Here is an 18,329-nt window from a genome sequence, read left to right on the forward strand (position 1 = left end):
CCATCATTTTTCACGTCAGGTTCAAATCACCCCAGAGCTGCTTTCGCACTACCCCGTTGGCATGGCGCGCATTATAGGGAGTTTTAAATCCCACACAACCCCTAAAATGACAATTTGATGATATCCGTGATCGTTCGCTCAGAAAAAAAGCAAAACGGGCAAAAAAGAGACTTTTTTTACCTTTAAACTGGAATACGCAGGCTGTTATCGACCTTTTCAGGCCCACCAATCATTTCATCGTACGCAGATTGATGCTGTAACCAGGCCTTTTTGATTGTTGCTTCAGCCAAAGACTGCTTTACTTGTTCGACGCTTAAAAAACGCTGTGGTCTGTTATCTGCATCCACCAGAAAGCCAACTCTGTCATCGTAGTTAACCTGAGCCAGGTAGATGCCCATTTCCACTGAATAGATCACCAGCTCATGAATCACCACATCCTGGCGGTTTAAATGTTCGAGTCTGTGCATAGAAAACTCTCCGAATTATTTCAGACAATTTTTTTACGCAGCGGACCGAGTTTTGGATGTACTGATTTGAAAATACAAACTGGCGCCTAAAGTCGCCAGTTTGTTTGGTTTGAGATCAATCAGAAGTCGTATTTAGCACTAAACTGCACTCGATTTAAATCACCTTCATCTCCTGAAAGGATCTCACGGGTGGCGTGTCGCAGCTCTACGCCAAACATTAGCTTACTGGCAGCCTGGTAAATAAGATTGACGGCATAGCTGCTGGTGTTATCTGTTACAGCTAAACCAGTTAATAATTCATCGTTATCAATATGCTGAGCTGAATAAATCAAACTTGAACGCCATTTATCGGCCCAGGCATGTTTATAAGCTAAAGCATAACCTGTGACTTTAATCGCATCGAGTTTGCCTGCGGCATCAAGCACAGCATCGTTACTGGTGTTTAACCCTATATAACGTCCTAAACCTTCGCCACTATTAATGGTGAAACGAAGATCGTCCGTGGCTGAGATATTGTATTTACCTGACAATGACATTGCATAACCATTGGTGCTGTCATCCAGACCAGCAGATTCAATAGACAATTGGCGTGCCATTACGGCCACAGCCACAGAACCCCAACTCGCTGCATGATGGTATTTAACGACTACGTCTGGCACTGAATTATCATCAGTTACTATACGGGCACCACCGGTATTTGGCGTCACTGTCGTTTCAGGATTTTCCAAAGCAACCTGCCAGCCGCCGTTGGTGTAACGAACCTGAGCTTGACGGGCAAATATAGCTCCGTCTGTATTACCGATAAAGTCTAAGCTGTCAGGCAAAGAAGCCAAGTCCATAAAGGTGGACCAGGTTTGTCCCATCAACCAGTTGTCATAAGTCAAGAACGCATGTCGAAGCTCAGGCGCATAACCATTACTGATGCGCGCATCACCTATGGGATAAGTAGACATCATATCGAACTCGAGGGTGCCGTTAATCTTCTTACCGTTATCAAGGGTAGTTGCTGTCTTTAAGAAGAAACGGGATTGGCGGGCATGGGCGTCAAAAGTTGCAGACTCTCCTACACCACCGACCGGAATAACGCCTGGCACATAAAAATCACGGCCTACTCCTGTCGCTATTTGTCCATCTGATGTGTCTGTCCACATCGTATCTAATTTAATATAACCACCATAGGTCAGCTCAGTATCCCCAAAGGTCACCGCTGCAAAGGCCTGGCTGCTAAGTGCGCTGAAAGATAATGCCACTAAGCTGGCAAGAGGTTTTTTCGTCAGCATTGTTTTCTCCTGGTCCAAGTTAAAATGTTGTTATTGTCTGTACCACGATTCAACTTTGGTTTGCTTTTGTCAAAGCGACAATTAGCCTTTAGTCGCAGATTGTTTTTTATTCAGTGATGTCGCTGACGGCAACAGCAGAGTTGTCTAGACTAAGGTCTAATGTCGTTAGCACCTCAAAAAAGGTAGAACAAGTACAGCCATAACAGGTGGTTGTTGCTATTGAACTAAGCCACCGAGCCTACAAGACAGGGGAATATTAAAATGAGTCACGCCCAGCTTTATCCGGTACCAGAGCACACCAAAGCAAATACTTTGGTGACTAACGAGCAGTATCTGGCGATGTATGACGAGTCGGTGAATCAACCGGACCAATTTTGGGCTAAACATGGCAAGCGGATCAGTTGGTTTACACCTTTTACCAAGGTAAAAGACACCAGCTTTGATCTAGGTAATGTACATGTGAACTGGTTTAGTGACGGTACTTTGAACGCAAGCTACAACTGTCTGGACCGTCATCTGCCAGAAAAAGCCAATCATGTGGCTTACTATTGGGAAGGTGATGAGCCTGGAGTGCAAAAAGCAGTTACTTATCAGGAGCTGTGCGACGAAGTTTGCCAGCTTGCTAACGCCATGCGAACTTTAGGTGTGGGCAAAGGCGATCGGGTGACAATTTACCTGCCGATGATCCCAGCTGCCGTTGCGTCATTGCTCGCTTGTGCCCGCATTGGTGCTGTTCACTCCGTAGTTTTTGCTGGCTTTTCTCCAGACGCTTTAGGGAGCCGTATTCAGGACTGTGATTCCAAACTGGTCATCACTTCTGATCAGGCCGCTCGTGGCAGCCGTTTAACTTATTTAAAAGACAATACAGATCAGGCTTTAGCACATTTAGGTGATGCGAACCCCGCTAAGCATGTGATAGTCGTCAAGCATGTCGGTGAAAATATCGATTTCCATCAGGGTCGCGACTTGTGGTATCACGAAATTCTGGCAAAAGAGCCGAAGCAGTGTGAACCTGAAGTCATGAATGCTGAAGATCCGCTGTTTATTCTTTATACCTCAGGCTCAACCGGCAAACCTAAAGGGGTGTTGCATACCACTGGTGGTTATATGGTCTGGGCTTCGATGACACATCAGTATGTGTTCGACTATAAAGAAGATGATATTTATTGGTGTGCCGCCGATATTGGCTGGGTGACAGGACACACTTATATCGTCTATGGGCCACTGGCTAATGGTGCGACCAGTGTTTTATTTGAAGGTGTCCCCACTTACCCAAGCGTGAAACGTATTGCGCAGGTGGTTGATAAATACAAAGTGAATATCCTTTATACAGCACCTACTGCCATTCGCGCTTTAATGGCACACGGCACTGTGGCTGTAGACGGCGCTGATTTATCTTCGCTATCTATATTAGGCAGTGTGGGTGAGCCTATTAATCCGGAAGCATGGAGCTGGTACCACGCCAGTTATGGCAAAGGCAACTGCCCTATTGTCGACACCTGGTGGCAAACCGAAACGGGCGGTATTTTAATTACCCCTCTGCCAGGGGCTACAGATTTAAAACCAGGTTCTGCGACACGGCCATTTTTTGGAGTCAAACCAGCCATTGTGACTAACGAAGGTGAATTAGTTGAGGGCGTTGCAGAAGGCAACCTGGTGATCCTGGATAGCTGGCCAGGTCAAATGCGCACCGTGTTTGGCGATCATGAACGTTTTGAACAGACTTACTTCAGCACTTATAAAGGCATGTACTTTACCGGCGATGGCGCTAAACGTGATGAAGATGGTTATTACTGGCTGACAGGCCGTGTTGATGACGTGTTAAATATCTCTGGTCACCGTTTAGGTACAGCTGAAATAGAAAGCTGTCTGGTTGCTCATGATGCTATAGCTGAGGCTGCTGTAGTGGGTTATCCACACGACATTAAAGGTCAGGGGATTTATGTATTTGTTGCACCTCGTGTTGGTGTAGAACCCAGTGACGAGCTGACCAAAGCAGTGCGTGATTGGGTACGTCGTGAGATATCCCCTATTGCTGCACCAGATATTATCCAGTGGACGCCGAGTTTGCCGAAAACCCGCTCTGGTAAAATTATGCGCCGAATTCTGCGTAAAATTGCTGCCAATGAATACGATCAGTTAGGCGACATCTCTACTTTAGCCGATCCGTCTGTAGTGGAACACTTGATCCAAAACAGATTAAACCGCTAATCTGTTGACAATAAGTTGCTAATGTTTAATTAATAGCAACAACACTTTAGCTGAACCCAGCCTGTGTTTTTTAGCACAGGCTGGGTTAGGAGTTTTATATGGCAAAGTTAATTGTCGCAGATGACCACCCATTGTTTCGAAATGCACTGATCCATGCGATCAGCAATACCTTTGTGACCAAAGCCACCATAGAAACAGATAGTTTTGAGGCCACCTGCGAAGCACTGCTGGAGCATCCTGACGCGGACTTGTTACTACTGGATTTACATATGCCTGGCAACTGCGGCTTTTTAGGCTTGATACAACTGCGCAAGCAGTATCCAACTCTGCCTATAGTCGTGATTTCAGCCAGTGACGATGTAGATGTGATCAAGCGCGTGATGGCTTTTGGTGCTTCTGCTTTTATTCCAAAATCGTCCCATCCTGCAGAAATTGGCAAAGCATTAAACGCGGTGATTGACGGAGAACTCTGGGTGCCACCCGCTATTCGTGGTCAGGTGATGAATCAGCAGCAACATCAGCCCGATTTGGACCTGGCCGCTAAGGTGGCAGAACTAACCCCTCAACAATATAAAGTATTGTTTTATTTAACCGAAGGCTGGCTGAATAAACAGATTGCTTATGATTTACATATTTCTGAAGCGACAGTGAAAGCACATATCACCGCCATATTCCGTAAGCTTGGTGTCACCAACAGAACACAAGTGGTGATCCAAGCCCAGCGTCTGCAACTGGAAGCACCTGCTGACAAGACGCTGGTCGCTCTGTAACCTCAGAACAACACCAGTTTTATAAGAATAAAAACCGAACGCAACAGGCCTGATTATTCAGGCTTGTTGCTTTGGTTCGGCAGTTGGAACTCATCGATGAAAATCTGCCAGAATACTAAAAACAGCGCAGCCACCATAGGCCCCAATACAAAGCCATTAATCCCCATCAGGGTAATACCACCTAAAGTGGAAAACAGCACTAAATAGTCAGGCAGTTTAGTATCACGCCCAACCAGAATAGGTCGCAATATATTGTCAGCCAGACCAATGACTAAAGCTCCATAGGCCACCAGAATAGTAGCAATCACCCAGTCGCCTGTGGCATACCAATACAAAGAAACTGGCAACCAGACCAAAGCAGCACCTACAGCAGGCAATAAAGACAAAAATGCCATCACCACGCCCCACAAAATAGGTGCAGGCAAACCTAATAACCAGAAAATAAAGCCACCTAAAGCCCCCTGCACTATGGCAACTACCAGGTTACCTTTCACTGTGGCACGGGTTACTTCAGCAAATTTAGCGAAAAGTATGCGTTCGCGCTCATCACCTAAAGGCAAAGCCTTGACCAGTAACTCAACTAAGCGTGGGCCTTCACGTAGTAAGAAAAAGCTCAAGTACAACATCAGACATAAACTCAGGATAAAACCGAAGGTATTTTGCCCAATAGCCAATGCCTCTTTTGCCAACAAGCGACTGGCCTCCACTGCACCGGATGACATTTTTTCACGCAAACCATCGGTTTGAATACCAAAGCGGCTTAAAAACTCAGTGACTACTGGAAAAGCTTGCCGTATTGCTTCAATAAAACCATCCGGATTAATTTCACCACTTTCGATTTTGTCATAAAAAGCCACCCCTTCCTGAATAAAAGCAGCACCAATAGCCAGTACAGGCAGGATCACAACCAGCATGCAAAGCAGCAGAGTCAACAGAGCTGCCCTGTTGGGTTTATCTCCCATCAAACGCAAAATCTTGGTATGGACCGGATAAAAGATAACCGTCATAGCACAGGCCCAAAAAATACTTCCCCAAAAAGGTTCCAGCACCAAACCAAAAATCAGGGTCACAATGACCAACATCACTAAAAAAACCCGTTCTTCTAACTTAGCCAGCATAAAGCGCTCCATTGCTGTTTTTATTCTCTTCGACTCATTTAATCACAAAGACGGCAAAGCACCTAGAGACTGTATTACGAACGTTGATTTTTTAAATGATTAATACCAGCCCGCAATGCTGCAGGTTTAATAGGTTTAGCTAAAAACAGTAAACCCGCTGCTTTTGCACGTGATGCTAAATCAGGCTCAGGCGCAGCTGATACCAAGATGCCAGGCACCTTGCCCCAGTAGTGCTGTAACTGCTGATATAACTCTAAACCATTCAGCCCCTGGCCTAACTGAAAGTCCATAATCAGCAAGTCTGGTTTAGCTAAAGCCGGGGCTTCATCTAACAATTGTTCTGCATGTACATAACTCTTGACCTCTCCTAATTGCCATTGCTCCAACAACACCCTTAGGGCGGCAAGATTAGAACTGTCATCATCCACACAAAGTACCTGCCATTGAGGTAATACAGAGTTTGGAGATTCAGCTACAGCTTTGTCTTCTGTTATTGCCTGCTCAGATGCCAAAGGTAAATACAGGCTAAAGACAGTGCCTTTCCCCACCACTGACCGAACCTCAAGTTTGTGTCCTAATAATTTAGTCATTCGCTGCACAACAGCAAGACCAAGCCCCACGCCCTGCTGCCCTCTGGCCGTGCTGTCTACCCGGTAAAAATCCTCAAAAATACGCTTGAGTTCATGTTCTGCCACGCCAGGTCCCGTATCCCAGATTTGTAATAACAGGTGCAATCCTCTTTTGCGACAAGACACCAGAACCTGGCCAGATGGTGTGTATTTAATCGCATTACTTAAGATGTTCTGCAGAATACGCCGCAGATAAGTGGCATCACTTTGCACTTGCCATTCGCCAAAATGAGTACGAAGTTTTAATTGTTTCTGCTCAGCCAGCCAACTGAACTCATCTGTCAGCGGTTGTAAGATACTGTTCAGCGCCACAACCTGAGTTTTCGGTTGTAAACGACCATCATCCAGTCGGGCAATATCCAGCAAGGTTGCGATCAACTCTTCAGTGGCTTTGAGCGAATTGTCTAACTGATGAATAATTTTTTGCTGAGTTGTTTCTGCCGTTTGATCCTGCAAAGCTGCAGTAAAAAGCCTGGCGGCATTGAGAGGTTGCAAAATATCGTGGCTGGCTAAAGCCAGGAAGCGCGTTTTTGATACATTGGCAGCCTCCGCCTCAGCTTTGGCCTGCAATAACTGCAACTCAGTCGCGCTGCGTCGAGTCACCTCCTCCACCAGTTCCTGATTCATTTCACTGATACGCTGCGTCCGCTCCTGTACCCGCTGTTCCAAATGTTGTTTGGCTTCCGCCAGCTGCTGTACGGCCCTGACATGCTCAGTAATATCAGTAAAGCTGGTGACAAAACCACCACCAGGTATGGGGTTACCCCGCATCTCTATCACAGTGCCATCAGGCCTGACCCGCTGAAATACATGGGAAGTTCCATTTTGCATATGGGCTATACGTTTGGCGACATGCTCTTCTGGAGCACCTTCACCAAAAAGCCCCCGCTCCGCATTAAAACGTACTATATCGGCCACAGGACGGCCAATACGGATCATGCCATCAGGGTAGTCAAACATTTGCAGATAGGCTTTGTTCCAGGCCACCAGTTTCAAATCCCGATCTACCACACTGACGCCCTGACTTAAATGCTCCAGGGTTGAAAACAAAATTTTGCGGGAGAACTGAATAGCCTGAGTGGTATCGTCAAACAAGGTAACCACATCTTCCAGTTCCAACTGCCTGCCTTCAGTTGCAGCACTGACTACAGCCAAAGCTGAAGCTGCACCTATCACGCCTGCAAGCTCGCGCTCAACAAAAGCAATAAGTTCCGGTCCTGCAATACTGTCTGTTAAATCAAGATCAGGAAAACGGCGCTGAAATTCCGCCATAGCCTCACTGCAGCGTTGAGCACCGATAAAACGTTCCAGCAGCATAGTGATATCGGCTCTGCGAACCCGAGCTCGTCTGACCGGTAATTCCTTGTGCTCTAATGGCAAAGTAGGTTTTACAAAAGCGGCAGCTTGCAGACGGTCTTTTAAATTCACTTTAACCAGTAAGGAAAACAACAGGTAACAAATCAGATTTAGTCCCAAAGACCAGATCACACCATGGCTTAAGGTATCCAGCTGCAAACCAAACAACGATGTTGGTTTTAAAGCCTCAATACCAAATAAGCCTTGTTGCAATACTGTCTGCTCAAGCACTCCTACCGCAGCCAACTGTGGCACCATCAGACAGAAAAACCACAAGGCAAAGCCAACAGCCACACCGGCATAAACACCAAACGCATTGCCGTGACGCCAATACAAACCACCGACGACAGCTGGAGCCAGCTGAATAGCCAAAGCAAAGGCTAATAATCCTGTTTCTGCCAATTCATAATTACGGGCAAACAAAGCGTAATAGCCATAAGACAGCAACATCACAGCAATAATCATGGTGCGACGCACCAGTAAGATCAGACCGCTGTAATCTTTAATGCGTTGACCATGGCCAGGACGACGTAAAATAGTAGGCATCACCACGTCATTACTAATCATGGTACTCAATGCCAGAGTAGAGATAATAATCATCGAAGTTGCAGCGGAAAAACCACCAATAAACACCAACACACTTAAGGTGTGCCAACCAGATTTTTCCGGGATCAACAACACAAAACTATCAGCCAGATGCTCCTGCCCGGGAAATAAATGCATACCTGCCAGAGCAATAGGGATCACCACCAGTGTGACTAACAACAAATAGCTGCTGTACCAGCGTTTGGCATGGCGTAAATGCCGGTGATCAACATTTTCGACAAAAGCGACATGAAACTGGCGCGGAAGTAAAAAGATAGCTGTCATCGCCAGCACAGTTTTTATGGCAAAGGAAAACCAACTATTATGTTCAGCACTGTTTTGCAGGTGACTGGCATGATCAACAAACTGACTGACTCCAACGTTGTCGGGTAACAACAGCCAATACGCCATCAGTGCCAGACAGAGCAGAGCAAATAACTTCACCACAGATTCAAAGGCAATAGCCACCATCACACCACGGTTTTGCTCTGTCAACTGAACTTTGCGGGTGCCAAACAAAATTGCAAAGACTGTCATTGCCATAGCACTAAACCAGGCCGTGTCCTGCCACCAAGGTAAGGATTGATCAGATAAATCATGCCCCAGCAGTACCTGGTAGGAACTGGCAACTGCTTTTAATTGCAAGGCAATATAGGGGATCACCACAACCAGGCATAATAAAGCCGTCACTAAAGCAATATTTTTACGTTTGCCATAACGGGCACTGATAAAGTCAGTAATTGAGGCCACGTTTTGTTTTTTTGCCACATACAACAGCTTAAACAAAAATGGTTGAGCGAGCAGAAACACCAGAATGGGGCCCAGATAAATTGGAATATAATCCCAGCCCTGAGTCACCGCTGTACCTACCGCGCCATAGTAGGTCCAGGAAGTACAATACACAGCCAATGCAAGGCTATACAGCAGCCCACCATACTTTCGTAGTAGTTGATCGCCAGCATGGCGTTCGCCCCAGTTTGCAATGAAAAACAGCAAACCTACATACATCAAGGCCAATAAAGCGACTATCCAGGCTGACAAAGCATACTCCCCTCTGATTTCTGACGTTACTTTTGGCATAAAGCTGCAGAAAGTCAATGATCTGGCTTTTGAGGTTCGACTAAAGTCGGGCTATCACTTCCCACACCTGCTGCTAGATTAAGCATGCTAGTCAACAGAATTTCTATAACAACCACAAAAAACAACAAGAGGAAGACAACGATGGCATTTCAAAGCAATGAATTAGCCAAAGCCTATTGGCGGGAGAACGTCTCGCTGATGCTCAAACTGCTGGCGGTCTGGTTTGCAGTATCCTTCGCAGCCGGGATTTTATTTGTAGACCAACTGAATATGGTGCAGTTTTTTGGCTTTAAGCTCGGATTCTGGTTCGCGCAACAAGGCTCTATCTACACCTTCGTTCTGCTGATTTTTATTTACGTCATCAAGATGAATGCTCTTGATCGTAAATACGATGTCCACGAAGACTAAGGGGTAGATGATGGACTTACAGACTTTAACTTATATAGTGGTCGGGGCAACCTTTGCGTTGTACATCGGCATCGCCATTTGGGCTCGTGCAGGTTCAACTCAGGAGTTCTATGTCGCTGGTGGCGGTGTATCGCCTTTAGCGAACGGTATGGCAACTGCAGCTGACTGGATGTCTGCCGCGTCATTTATCTCTATGGCCGGTTTAATTTCTTTTATGGGGTACGACGGTTCTGTCTACCTGATGGGCTGGACTGGTGGTTATGTACTGCTGGCTTTATGTTTAGCTCCCTACCTGCGTAAGTTCGGTAAATTTACTGTACCTGACTTTATCGGTGATCGTTATTACTCTCAAACGGCACGCACAGTCGCTGTTATTTGCGCCATTTTAATCTCCTTCACTTATGTGGCGGGTCAGATGCGTGGTGTAGGTGTGGTGTTCTCCCGCTTCCTGGAAGTAGATATCACGACAGGCGTTATCATCGGTATGGCCGTGGTATTTTTCTACGCTGTATTAGGCGGTATGAAAGGTATTACCTACACTCAGGTTGCTCAGTATTGTGTACTGATATTTGCCTACATGGTGCCAGCAGTCTTCATCTCCATCATGATCACAGGTCATGTATTACCACAAACAGGTTTAGGTGCCACCTTACTGGATGGTTCAGGGCTACACTTGCTTGAACGACTGGACGGGCTCTCAGCTGAGCTAGGTTTTGCCGCTTACACTGAAGGGACAAAATCCACTGCAGACATCTTTGCTATTACCGCAGCCTTAATGGTAGGTACAGCAGGTTTACCTCACGTTATTGTGCGTTTCTTCACAGTGCCACGGGTAAAAGATGCTCGTATCTCTGCAGGTTGGGCATTGATTTTCATCAGTATTTTGTACACAACTGCTCCTGCTATAGGTGCATTTGCCCGCTACAACATGATTGATACCATCAATGGTCCTGATGCTCAGGGTACCTTAGTGGCTGAAGCTCCAACCTGGATCAAAAACTGGGAAAAAACCGGTCTGATTAAACACGAAGATAAAAATGGCGATGGTCGTATGTTCTACTCAGGTGATGAGCGCAACGAAATGACTATTGACCGTGACATCATGGTGTTGGCAAACCCGGAAATTGCTCAGTTACCTGATTGGGTAATTGCATTGGTCGCCGCTGGTGGTATTGCAGCAGCATTATCTACGGCAGCAGGTTTATTACTGGTGATCTCGACCTCGATTTCGCACGATTTACTGAAACGAAATCTGATGCCAAATATCACCGACAAGCAAGAACTATTAGCAGCCCGGGGCGCAGCAGCTGTCGCTATAGTGATTGCAGGTTACCTGGGTATTAACCCACCAGGCTTTGTTGCGGAGGTGGTGGCTTTTGCCTTCGGCTTAGCTGCGGCGAGTTTCTTCCCTGCCATTATTCTTGGTATCTTCTACAAGAAAATGAATAAGGAAGGTGCTATCGCCGGTATGTTGGCAGGTATCATTTTCACTGTGGGTTATATCCTGTACTTCAAAGGTATTTTCATCACCCCATTTGCTGAAAACAAACCTGAAAACTGGCTGTTTGGTATCTCTCCTGAGGGCATAGGTACCGTAGGTATGGCAGTGAACTTTGTGGTGGCCTACGCCGTCAGCAAATTCACCAAAGAAGTACCGCAGGATGTACAGGATATTGTTGAACAAATCCGTTTTCCAAAAGGTGCAGGTGAAGCTCAGTCTCACTAAGTTAACCTAGAAAACAAAGACCCTGACAAGGCGTGGCAACACGCCTTGTCTTTTTGACAAAGCAGGAAGGTTGTATGCAGGTTCAGGAAGTAGTGTCTTTTCTAAAGCAGACTCCCCCTTTTGACGATTTAGCCCTTCATGTACTGGAGGCGGTCAGCAGGGATCTTAGCGTGGTCTATCTTGCCTCTGGCGAGCAACTGCTGCCAGAACCTCAATTGCTTCTGATCCGTTCCGGTTTATTTGCATTAAATACAGAACAACAACGTCTTACCCATTTACAGTGTGGCGATTTTTATGGCTACCAATTACTGCTGACAGGCCTCGCTGACCCCGATACTATCCTTTGTGAAGAAGATGGACTGGTGTATTTTTTACCCCAGGAAAGTTTTGATAAATTACGCCATCAGTACAAAAATTTTGATTTGTTTTTCCAGCGCTTATTTAGTCGTCGCTTGCATTTGTACCAAAGCAATAAACAGCAAAGTACCTCTACTTTAAAAGTCGCAGACTTAGTGACCCGACGCAAAGTGTCTATTGCCAGCAGCAATACAGTGCAACAAGCCGCGCTTCTGATGACAGAGCAACGGGTGTCCTGCCTGTTGATTGAGCAGGACGAAAAGCTGGTCGGCATTCTGACCGACCGCGATTTACGCAGCAGAGTGCTGGCAAAAAGTTTACCAGCCTCAACGACTGTCAGCGAAGTGATGACCAAAACGCCCCAAAGTATCGAAACCGACCGTTTTGCCTTTGAAGCTATTCAGCAAATGAGCCAATACAACATTCACCATTTACCTGTAGAGCAGGATGGCAAAGCTATAGGGGTGTTAACCACCACAGATTTAATTCGCAGTCAGCAGGAACACCCTGTTTATCTGATCAGCCATATTCATCGTCAGCATCAGGCTGAAGGTCTGAATGCCATTACTCCTCAGGTGCACCAACTGGCCATGCAACTGGCAGAGCAGCAGATCCCTTCTTATGAAGTCAGCAGTGTGCTGACCAGCATTATGGATGCCTTAGCGCAAAGCTGGCTGCAGATTGCAGAACAACAACTGGGGCCAGCCCCTTGTGTTTACAGTTGGTTAGGCTTTGGTTCTCAGGCCAGACGGGATATGTTGCCCAGCGCCGATCAGGACAATGCGCTGCTGCTTGAAAAAGAGCCCAGCGGTGCTGTGGCCGACTACTTTTCAGCTCTTGCAGATATAGTCTGCAACGGCCTGGCCTCTTCAGGTCAGGCGCTTTGTGATGGCCACATTATGGCGTCCAATCCAGAATTACGGTTAAGCCTCAAAGGCTGGTCGAATCGTTTTGCCAAATGGCTCAATACCCCGGCCCCCCAGGCGCTGTTAAGCAGCAGTATCTTTTTTGATATGCGGCTTATTTATGGCAGTAAAGCCTTGTTTAATGTGCTGCAGCAAGACGTATTGGCGCGTTGTAAAAATAATGAATTGTTTTTATATCATCTGGCGAAAAACGCGACGGAGCGCCAGCCTCCTCTTGGCTTTTTTAAACACTTTTTATTAGAGCAGGATGGCAGACAACGTAAAGGTCTGGATTTAAAAAAACGCGGTATCAGCCTGATCACCGATTTGGTTCGGGTCTATGCCCTATCTGCGGGCATCCATGCAGTCAATACCAGAGAACGTTTAGCTTTATTGCAGCAACAGGCGGTACTGACTCAGCGCCAGCAACAAAATTTGCAGGGTGCTTTTGATGTATTGGCGCATTTACGCTGGCAGTTGCAGGCGGAGGATCTGAAACGCGGCCGGCATTTATCTAATTTACTGGACCCATCTCAATTAAACCTGCTGCAGCGCCATCAATTAAAAGACGCATTTGCTGTGATCATTGACGAGCAGCAAGTGCTCAGACAACGTTTTTGCCGGGAACTGTAAATGTGGAACTGGCTGAGAAAACCTGCTGCAGTGCATCAAAGGGTACTGGACTTTGAACACGAGCACAGTATTGATAAACAATGCCTGGCCAGTAAAGCGAGTTTCCTGGTATTGGATTTTGAAACCACTGGCCTGGATGCAAAAAAACATCATATCGTCAGCGCTGGTTGGGTCAGGATTTCAGACTGTAGAATTCAGTTAAATTCGGCTGTGTATCAACTGGTGAAAAGCCCGGCTTCTGTCGGGCAAAGTGCTGTCATCCATGGTCTTCATAACAGTCAGGTGCAACAAGGAATAGAGCTGGAGGAGTTATTAAGCTTGCTGTTGCAGGAACTCAAAGGTTCTGTACTGGTATCGCATCACAGCGCTTTAGAGCTGAATTTTTTAAAGCATAGCTGTCAGAACAGCTTTGGTCGTGCCCCTGCGTTTAAAGCAGTCGATACTTTAAAGCTGGAGCTGTATAAAATGCAGCTTAAAGGTGGGCCTGTCGCACAAAATTCATTGAGTTTGCCGGCCTGTCTGGCTCGTTACCAACTGCCTGAAGTGACGGAACATCATGCCTTATCCGATGCCTTTGGCTGTGCGCAGTTATTACTGGCGCAGCTAAAAACCAGAGGCGCTTCCTGTACCCTGGCGGAGCTTTTTCAGCAAAGTCGCTAACTCGCGCAGAAGCAGGAAAAGGACGGGTGATTAGAATTTCAGGATCCAGATCAGGCTGCACTCTGCTCTGGTGGGATTAAAAACTAATCACCCGGTTGCACTTGTTACTCTTAAAGCTGTGGATTTTCTGACAACTGGCCACAGAGCAAAGCTCCATTTTGCTCAGGACACATAAAAACCACAACAAAACAACCAAGCACAATGTTACTTTGTACCATGAAAAACAAAAAGTAAACATTATTTGGCGAAAAAACAGCTTGATATAGAATCAAATCCTAGACAAGCATCTATTAATTGCTTATTAATATGTTACCAAGTAACAAAAACAGTCTGCACTTATGCGTATTTTGTATTGCCTCTGCCTTGCGTTTTTATGGCTAAGCCCTGTCTGGGCTCAACCACTGCCTTTATTGCCTTATCCAAAACAACTGGAACTACAACAGGGTGAGTTTGTGTTTACCGATCAACTCAAGGTACAACTCCCCACCGGGCAGCCGGAGCTAAAAACTGCAGTGAAGCGATTTATCCAGCAAAGCCATGTTAAAACGCGCTTAGACTTCACCAAAAACGACAAGGCGCAACTGCTGATCCAACTAAATGCAACAACAACAGCCACAGCAAGGCAGATGGAAACCTATCAATTAGAGGTCAGCAACAATCAAATTCGGCTCAGCGCTCTGCATGCCACAGGTATAAAGCGAGGCCTGCAAACTCTGCAACAGCTCATTAAACAACAGGCTAACAGGACTGTTGTTCCAGCTCTTCGCATTGACGACGAACCGCGGTTTAGCTGGCGGGGACTATTGCTCGACCCTGCCAGACGTTTTTTACCTTTGACTGATATCAAACGTCAGTTGGATCTGATGGCTGCAGTCAAACTTAATGTGCTGCATCTGCATTTAACTGATGATCAGGGCTGGCGCTTTGAATCAAAAGTATTTCCCAAGCTGCAGCAAGTGGGCGGCAAAGATGGCTATTACACTCAGGATGAATTAAAGGAACTGGTGTCGTATGCCAAAGAACGAGGTATTCGAGTGGTCCCTGAGATAGATGTACCTGGCCATACCACGGCATTGGGTCTGGCGTATCCACACTTGATGACAGCGCCAGCGCCCACAGATGCTGAAATTCACTGGGGTGTACATGCTGCGGTATTAGATCCGTCCAACGAGCAGGTTTATCCCTTTTTACAACAATTGCTGACCGAGTTAGCTCAAGTATTTCCTGATCCGTACGTTCACATAGGCGGCGATGAAGTACTTTCTGATCGCTGGGACCAAAACAACGAAGTGCAAGCTTTTATGCAGCAACATCAGTTGGCGGATGCAGGTGCTTTACAGGCCTATTTTAACCGCCGCGTTGAACAGATCCTAAAAAGCCTGGGTAAAACCATGATTGGCTGGGATGAAGTATTGGATGATCAGTTGCCCTCTTCTGTTGTGGTGCAATCCTGGCGTGGCACTGAGTCCTTGTTTCAGGCCGCCGAAAAAGGCCATCCAGCTATTTTATCGACAGGCTTTTATCTGGATCAGCCACAAACTGCAGCCTACCATTATCGCAATGATCCCCTGCCTGACTCGGTTTCAGCGCCAGAGCGAGATCAGATCACAAGCTGGTCCGGCTGGAATTTTCAATTTGAACGCAAAAGAGGTTCACCAGTCAGTGGTTCTTTGTATGTACTGCAGTTAAAGTCAGGCCAACAGCAGGCTTTTATTCAGTTTCCGGGCAAAATGTTGATAAAAGCCAAAGCGGTGCAAGTAAAGGCCGGCCACACAAACTTTCAGTTTGATAGCTGGATGGGGCCAGTCAAGGCCAGTTTGCAGCTGAATGACACAGTTCAGGGTAAGTTTGTTGTAGGGAATGCGCCTTATCAATTGACGGGTCAGGCTATCGCCTCAACACAACAAAGCTCTTTACCGCTCGACGCCCATCGACAACTAAGCACAGAAGCACAACAACAGGTTTTAGGTGGCGAAATCGCTTTATGGGGCGAATTGATCACGCCTGAACTTATAGATATTCGTTTATGGCCTAACGGTTTCGCAGTCGCTGAACGGCTGTGGTCGCCAAAAAGCCGTAACGATGAGCAGGACTTTTATCAGCGCATGGAACTGGTGCAGTTATGGGCGCAGGACTTTATCGGTTTACAAAGCCAGCAACAACAAATTCAGGGTTTTAAGCAGCTGGTACCCGCATCCCATCTGGCCGATTTGCTGACTCTGGCTGAAACTCTCGAGCCTGCGCATTATTACCACCGCCTGCATGAAAAATCAGTAGCCGGGCTTTACCATCAGCAGGCTCCGCTTAATCAACTGGTGGATTTTTTGCCCGCAGAGCACCAGGCCTTGCGCCAGTTTGAACAGGATCTTGAGTTGTGGCTTGTGCAGAAGAAACCACAACAACTCAGCCAGCTGCACACTAAGCTTCGCCACTGGCAGCAGGCCGCACAACGTCTTGCAAAAACACCAAAGATAGCAGCTACCCCTTTGTTTCATCAAATCGCAGAGTTGTGCCAGGCTGGCTTAGATATCTCAAACAGCATTGCAGCCCATCAGCCGCTATCTGTGGCTGAGCGTCAGCAAATAACACAACAAACAGAAGCTGCAGCCGCTATACAGCAGGAGATGATTATAGCGCTGCACAGAGCCATCACGACTCTGCTTCAGGCAACAGCACCAGTGCACAACTAATCAAAAGGTGAAGCAACAATAGGCCAGACAGGCCGGCTTAGTTTTTTATAGACATTACGTGTCGGGTCGCTGGGATAAGGCGCCCCTGCGTCGACATAAATAATATGCGACGCCAAAGGTGCAAAACCCTGATAAAAATGGTTGGTGGATTTGATCAGCAACAGTTTGTAGTGACTAGGTTCAATGCCTAAAGCCCGGAATAAACTCGGGTCAAAGGACTGACATCTGTTGCTGTTGAGGATCACCTCAATGCCATCAAAGCTGATCAGAGCACAGTCGCCCATAGGCACCAGGCTGTCGGCAAACTCCTGCTGTGCATCGGCCTTTAAGCGCAATACCCTGACAGTTTTGTCTATAGGCGCTCCGGCTGTGGCACAACTTTTACCGCCGAAGCGCAGTTCAATTTCAGCCCCTTCTCCAGCTGCAAAACAGAGTTTGACCGCCATCGGATCCCAAATGGTCCCTACTGCTACTTGCTGCAACTGACGTTTGATCATTTGGTGCAAAATTAAAGTTCCGTCCCCCGCCACTCCGCCGCCCGGGTTATCCCAGACATCAGCCAGCACCAAAGTACCCTGCAGTTGCTCAGCTTGATCCAAAGCTGTGGCTATATCATAAAATTGCGGTAAGGTCTGACCGCGATAGGAAAACAGCTCTAACCCTAACTGCCGGGCCAAAGCCTCGCCCTGTTTGGCGTCGTTATTTGTGATCACCAGCAGTTTAGACCCCATATCCGGCACATCTCCGGCCATAAACCCATGGATCACCGAAATAGATAAGGCCTGGTGGTCTTGTTCAAGCTGGCAAATTTTTTCGATAAAAGATTTCATTGGTTCATGACTGGTCGGTAAAACATCAATCATGCGGCAATCAAAACAGCTCATCACAGGTTTAATGTCGCCACGCGCTGCGGCTACAGCTAGGTAAACCAGTTCGCGGGCTCTGGCCATAAAATCCAGATGAGGAAACTCTTTAAAGGCGATCAGCAAGTCGGCCGAAGCTAAACGTAAATCAGTGAGATGACTATGAGGGTCCAGCGTTGCACCAATCACGGCCTGCGGCCCTACTATGGCCCGAATTCTACTTAGGAAATCGCCTTCGCAGTCGTCATACCCCTGCGCCACCATGGCACCATGCAGACCCAATACAACCAACTGCACTGGCATAGCAGCTTCGAGTTGCATCAAAATTTCATCGCGTAAATGCTCATACGACAAGCGGTTTAATAATCCCCCGGGTTCAGCCCAGGCGCAAGTACCTTCAATCACCTCCACAGCAGAATGCTGCTGCGCATATTCGCGGCACGCAACCAGAGGAGCGCTGCATAAGGTGGGTGTCACAGGATGCTGGCCGGGCGGTGCATAAAAACTTTGGTAAAAGCTCACTAAGTCGGTATACATAGGTGAGAAAGTATTGGTTTCTGTCGCCAGCGACGCCGTAAAAATACGCATAAA

At 46.9% G+C, this 18,329-nt stretch carries 12 protein-coding genes; 7 read left to right on the forward strand and 5 right to left on the reverse strand.

Going from position 1 to position 18,329, the window contains the following annotated elements; all coding sequences use genetic code 11:
• Positions 1–182 precede the first annotated feature (182 nt).
• Positions 183–467 carry a DUF6482 family protein gene (locus LSG37_RS15015; protein WP_233080666.1) on the reverse strand — a complete coding sequence of 95 codons (285 nt, stop codon included), beginning with the start codon at positions 465–467 and terminating at the stop codon, positions 183–185.
• 119 nt (positions 468–586) lie between these two features.
• A complete protein-coding gene (locus LSG37_RS15020; RefSeq protein WP_233080667.1) occupies positions 587–1,747 on the reverse strand; it encodes a DcaP family trimeric outer membrane transporter in 1,161 nt (386 codons plus the stop codon).
• A 261-nt stretch (positions 1,748–2,008) separates the two neighbouring features.
• Between LSG37_RS15020 and acs the strand changes: the two genes are divergently transcribed.
• On the forward strand, positions 2,009–3,958 hold the full coding sequence (gene acs / locus LSG37_RS15025; protein ID WP_233080668.1) for an acetate--CoA ligase: 1,950 nt from the start codon (positions 2,009–2,011) through the stop codon (positions 3,956–3,958).
• A gap of 98 nt (positions 3,959–4,056) precedes the next feature.
• On the forward strand, positions 4,057–4,728 hold the full coding sequence (locus tag LSG37_RS15030; protein WP_233080669.1) for a response regulator transcription factor: 672 nt from the start codon (positions 4,057–4,059) through the stop codon (positions 4,726–4,728).
• Positions 4,729–4,781: 53 nt separating this feature from the next.
• On the opposite strand, the gene LSG37_RS15035 is transcribed toward LSG37_RS15030, so the two are convergent.
• A complete protein-coding gene (locus tag LSG37_RS15035; protein ID WP_233080670.1) occupies positions 4,782–5,846 on the reverse strand; it encodes an AI-2E family transporter in 1,065 nt (354 codons plus the stop codon).
• Positions 5,847–5,920: 74 nt separating this feature from the next.
• Positions 5,921–9,496, reverse strand: coding sequence for a hybrid sensor histidine kinase/response regulator (locus LSG37_RS15040; RefSeq protein WP_233080671.1), 3,576 nt, complete (start codon positions 9,494–9,496; stop codon positions 5,921–5,923).
• A 141-nt stretch (positions 9,497–9,637) separates the two neighbouring features.
• On the opposite strand from LSG37_RS15040, the gene LSG37_RS15045 reads away from it, so the two are divergent.
• From LSG37_RS15045 to LSG37_RS15065, 5 genes are all read left to right on the forward strand, one after another.
• The gene (locus tag LSG37_RS15045; RefSeq protein ID WP_233080672.1) at positions 9,638–9,904 is read left to right on the forward strand and encodes a DUF4212 domain-containing protein; all 267 of its coding nucleotides are present in this window, start codon (positions 9,638–9,640) and stop codon (positions 9,902–9,904) included.
• A 10-nt stretch (positions 9,905–9,914) separates the two neighbouring features.
• Positions 9,915–11,630, forward strand: a complete 1,716-nt coding sequence (locus LSG37_RS15050) for a sodium:solute symporter family protein (RefSeq protein ID WP_233080673.1) — start codon at positions 9,915–9,917, stop codon at positions 11,628–11,630.
• A 74-nt stretch (positions 11,631–11,704) separates the two neighbouring features.
• Positions 11,705–13,525 (forward strand): putative nucleotidyltransferase substrate binding domain-containing protein, encoded by a 1,821-nt coding sequence (locus LSG37_RS15055; protein ID WP_233080674.1) that lies wholly within the window; start codon positions 11,705–11,707, stop codon positions 13,523–13,525.
• Entirely contained in the window at positions 13,526–14,185 is a 660-nt protein-coding gene (locus LSG37_RS15060) for a 3'-5' exonuclease (protein WP_233080675.1), read from the forward strand.
• 338 nt (positions 14,186–14,523) lie between these two features.
• Positions 14,524–16,875, forward strand: coding sequence for a beta-N-acetylhexosaminidase (locus tag LSG37_RS15065; RefSeq protein ID WP_233080676.1), 2,352 nt, complete (start codon positions 14,524–14,526; stop codon positions 16,873–16,875).
• On the opposite strand, the gene LSG37_RS15070 is transcribed toward LSG37_RS15065, so the two are convergent.
• Complete coding sequence (locus tag LSG37_RS15070; protein WP_233080677.1) at positions 16,872–18,326, reverse strand: M81 family metallopeptidase; 1,455 nt, start codon at positions 18,324–18,326, stop codon at positions 16,872–16,874. The two genes, LSG37_RS15065 and LSG37_RS15070, sit on opposite strands and share 4 nt — an antisense overlap.
• Between the last annotated feature and the right edge of the window lie 3 nt (positions 18,327–18,329).

Source organism: Rheinheimera soli, from assembly GCF_021290985.1.
GTDB lineage: Bacteria > Pseudomonadota > Gammaproteobacteria > Enterobacterales > Alteromonadaceae > Pararheinheimera > Pararheinheimera soli.

What these genes read in the sequence shown, in the direction of transcription:
- LSG37_RS15055 (WP_233080674.1), top strand. Translation starts at nt 11,705, where the DNA reads ATGCAGGTTCAGGAAGTAGTGTCTTTTCTAAAGCAGACTCCCCCTTTT.
- LSG37_RS15030 (WP_233080669.1), top strand. Translation starts at nt 4,057, where the DNA reads ATGGCAAAGTTAATTGTCGCAGATGACCACCCATTGTTTCGAAATGCA.
- LSG37_RS15040 (WP_233080671.1), bottom strand. Translation starts at nt 9,496, where the DNA reads ATGCCAAAAGTAACGTCAGAAATCAGAGGGGAGTATGCTTTGTCAGCC.
- LSG37_RS15070 (WP_233080677.1), bottom strand. Translation starts at nt 18,326, where the DNA reads ATGCGTATTTTTACGGCGTCGCTGGCGACAGAAACCAATACTTTCTCA.
- LSG37_RS15065 (WP_233080676.1), top strand. Translation starts at nt 14,524, where the DNA reads ATGCGTATTTTGTATTGCCTCTGCCTTGCGTTTTTATGGCTAAGCCCT.
- LSG37_RS15015 (WP_233080666.1), bottom strand. Translation starts at nt 467, where the DNA reads ATGCACAGACTCGAACATTTAAACCGCCAGGATGTGGTGATTCATGAG.
- LSG37_RS15045 (WP_233080672.1), top strand. Translation starts at nt 9,638, where the DNA reads ATGGCATTTCAAAGCAATGAATTAGCCAAAGCCTATTGGCGGGAGAAC.
- LSG37_RS15060 (WP_233080675.1), top strand. Translation starts at nt 13,526, where the DNA reads ATGTGGAACTGGCTGAGAAAACCTGCTGCAGTGCATCAAAGGGTACTG.
- LSG37_RS15020 (WP_233080667.1), bottom strand. Translation starts at nt 1,747, where the DNA reads ATGCTGACGAAAAAACCTCTTGCCAGCTTAGTGGCATTATCTTTCAGC.
- LSG37_RS15050 (WP_233080673.1), top strand. Translation starts at nt 9,915, where the DNA reads ATGGACTTACAGACTTTAACTTATATAGTGGTCGGGGCAACCTTTGCG.
- acs (WP_233080668.1), top strand. Translation starts at nt 2,009, where the DNA reads ATGAGTCACGCCCAGCTTTATCCGGTACCAGAGCACACCAAAGCAAAT.
- LSG37_RS15035 (WP_233080670.1), bottom strand. Translation starts at nt 5,846, where the DNA reads ATGCTGGCTAAGTTAGAAGAACGGGTTTTTTTAGTGATGTTGGTCATT.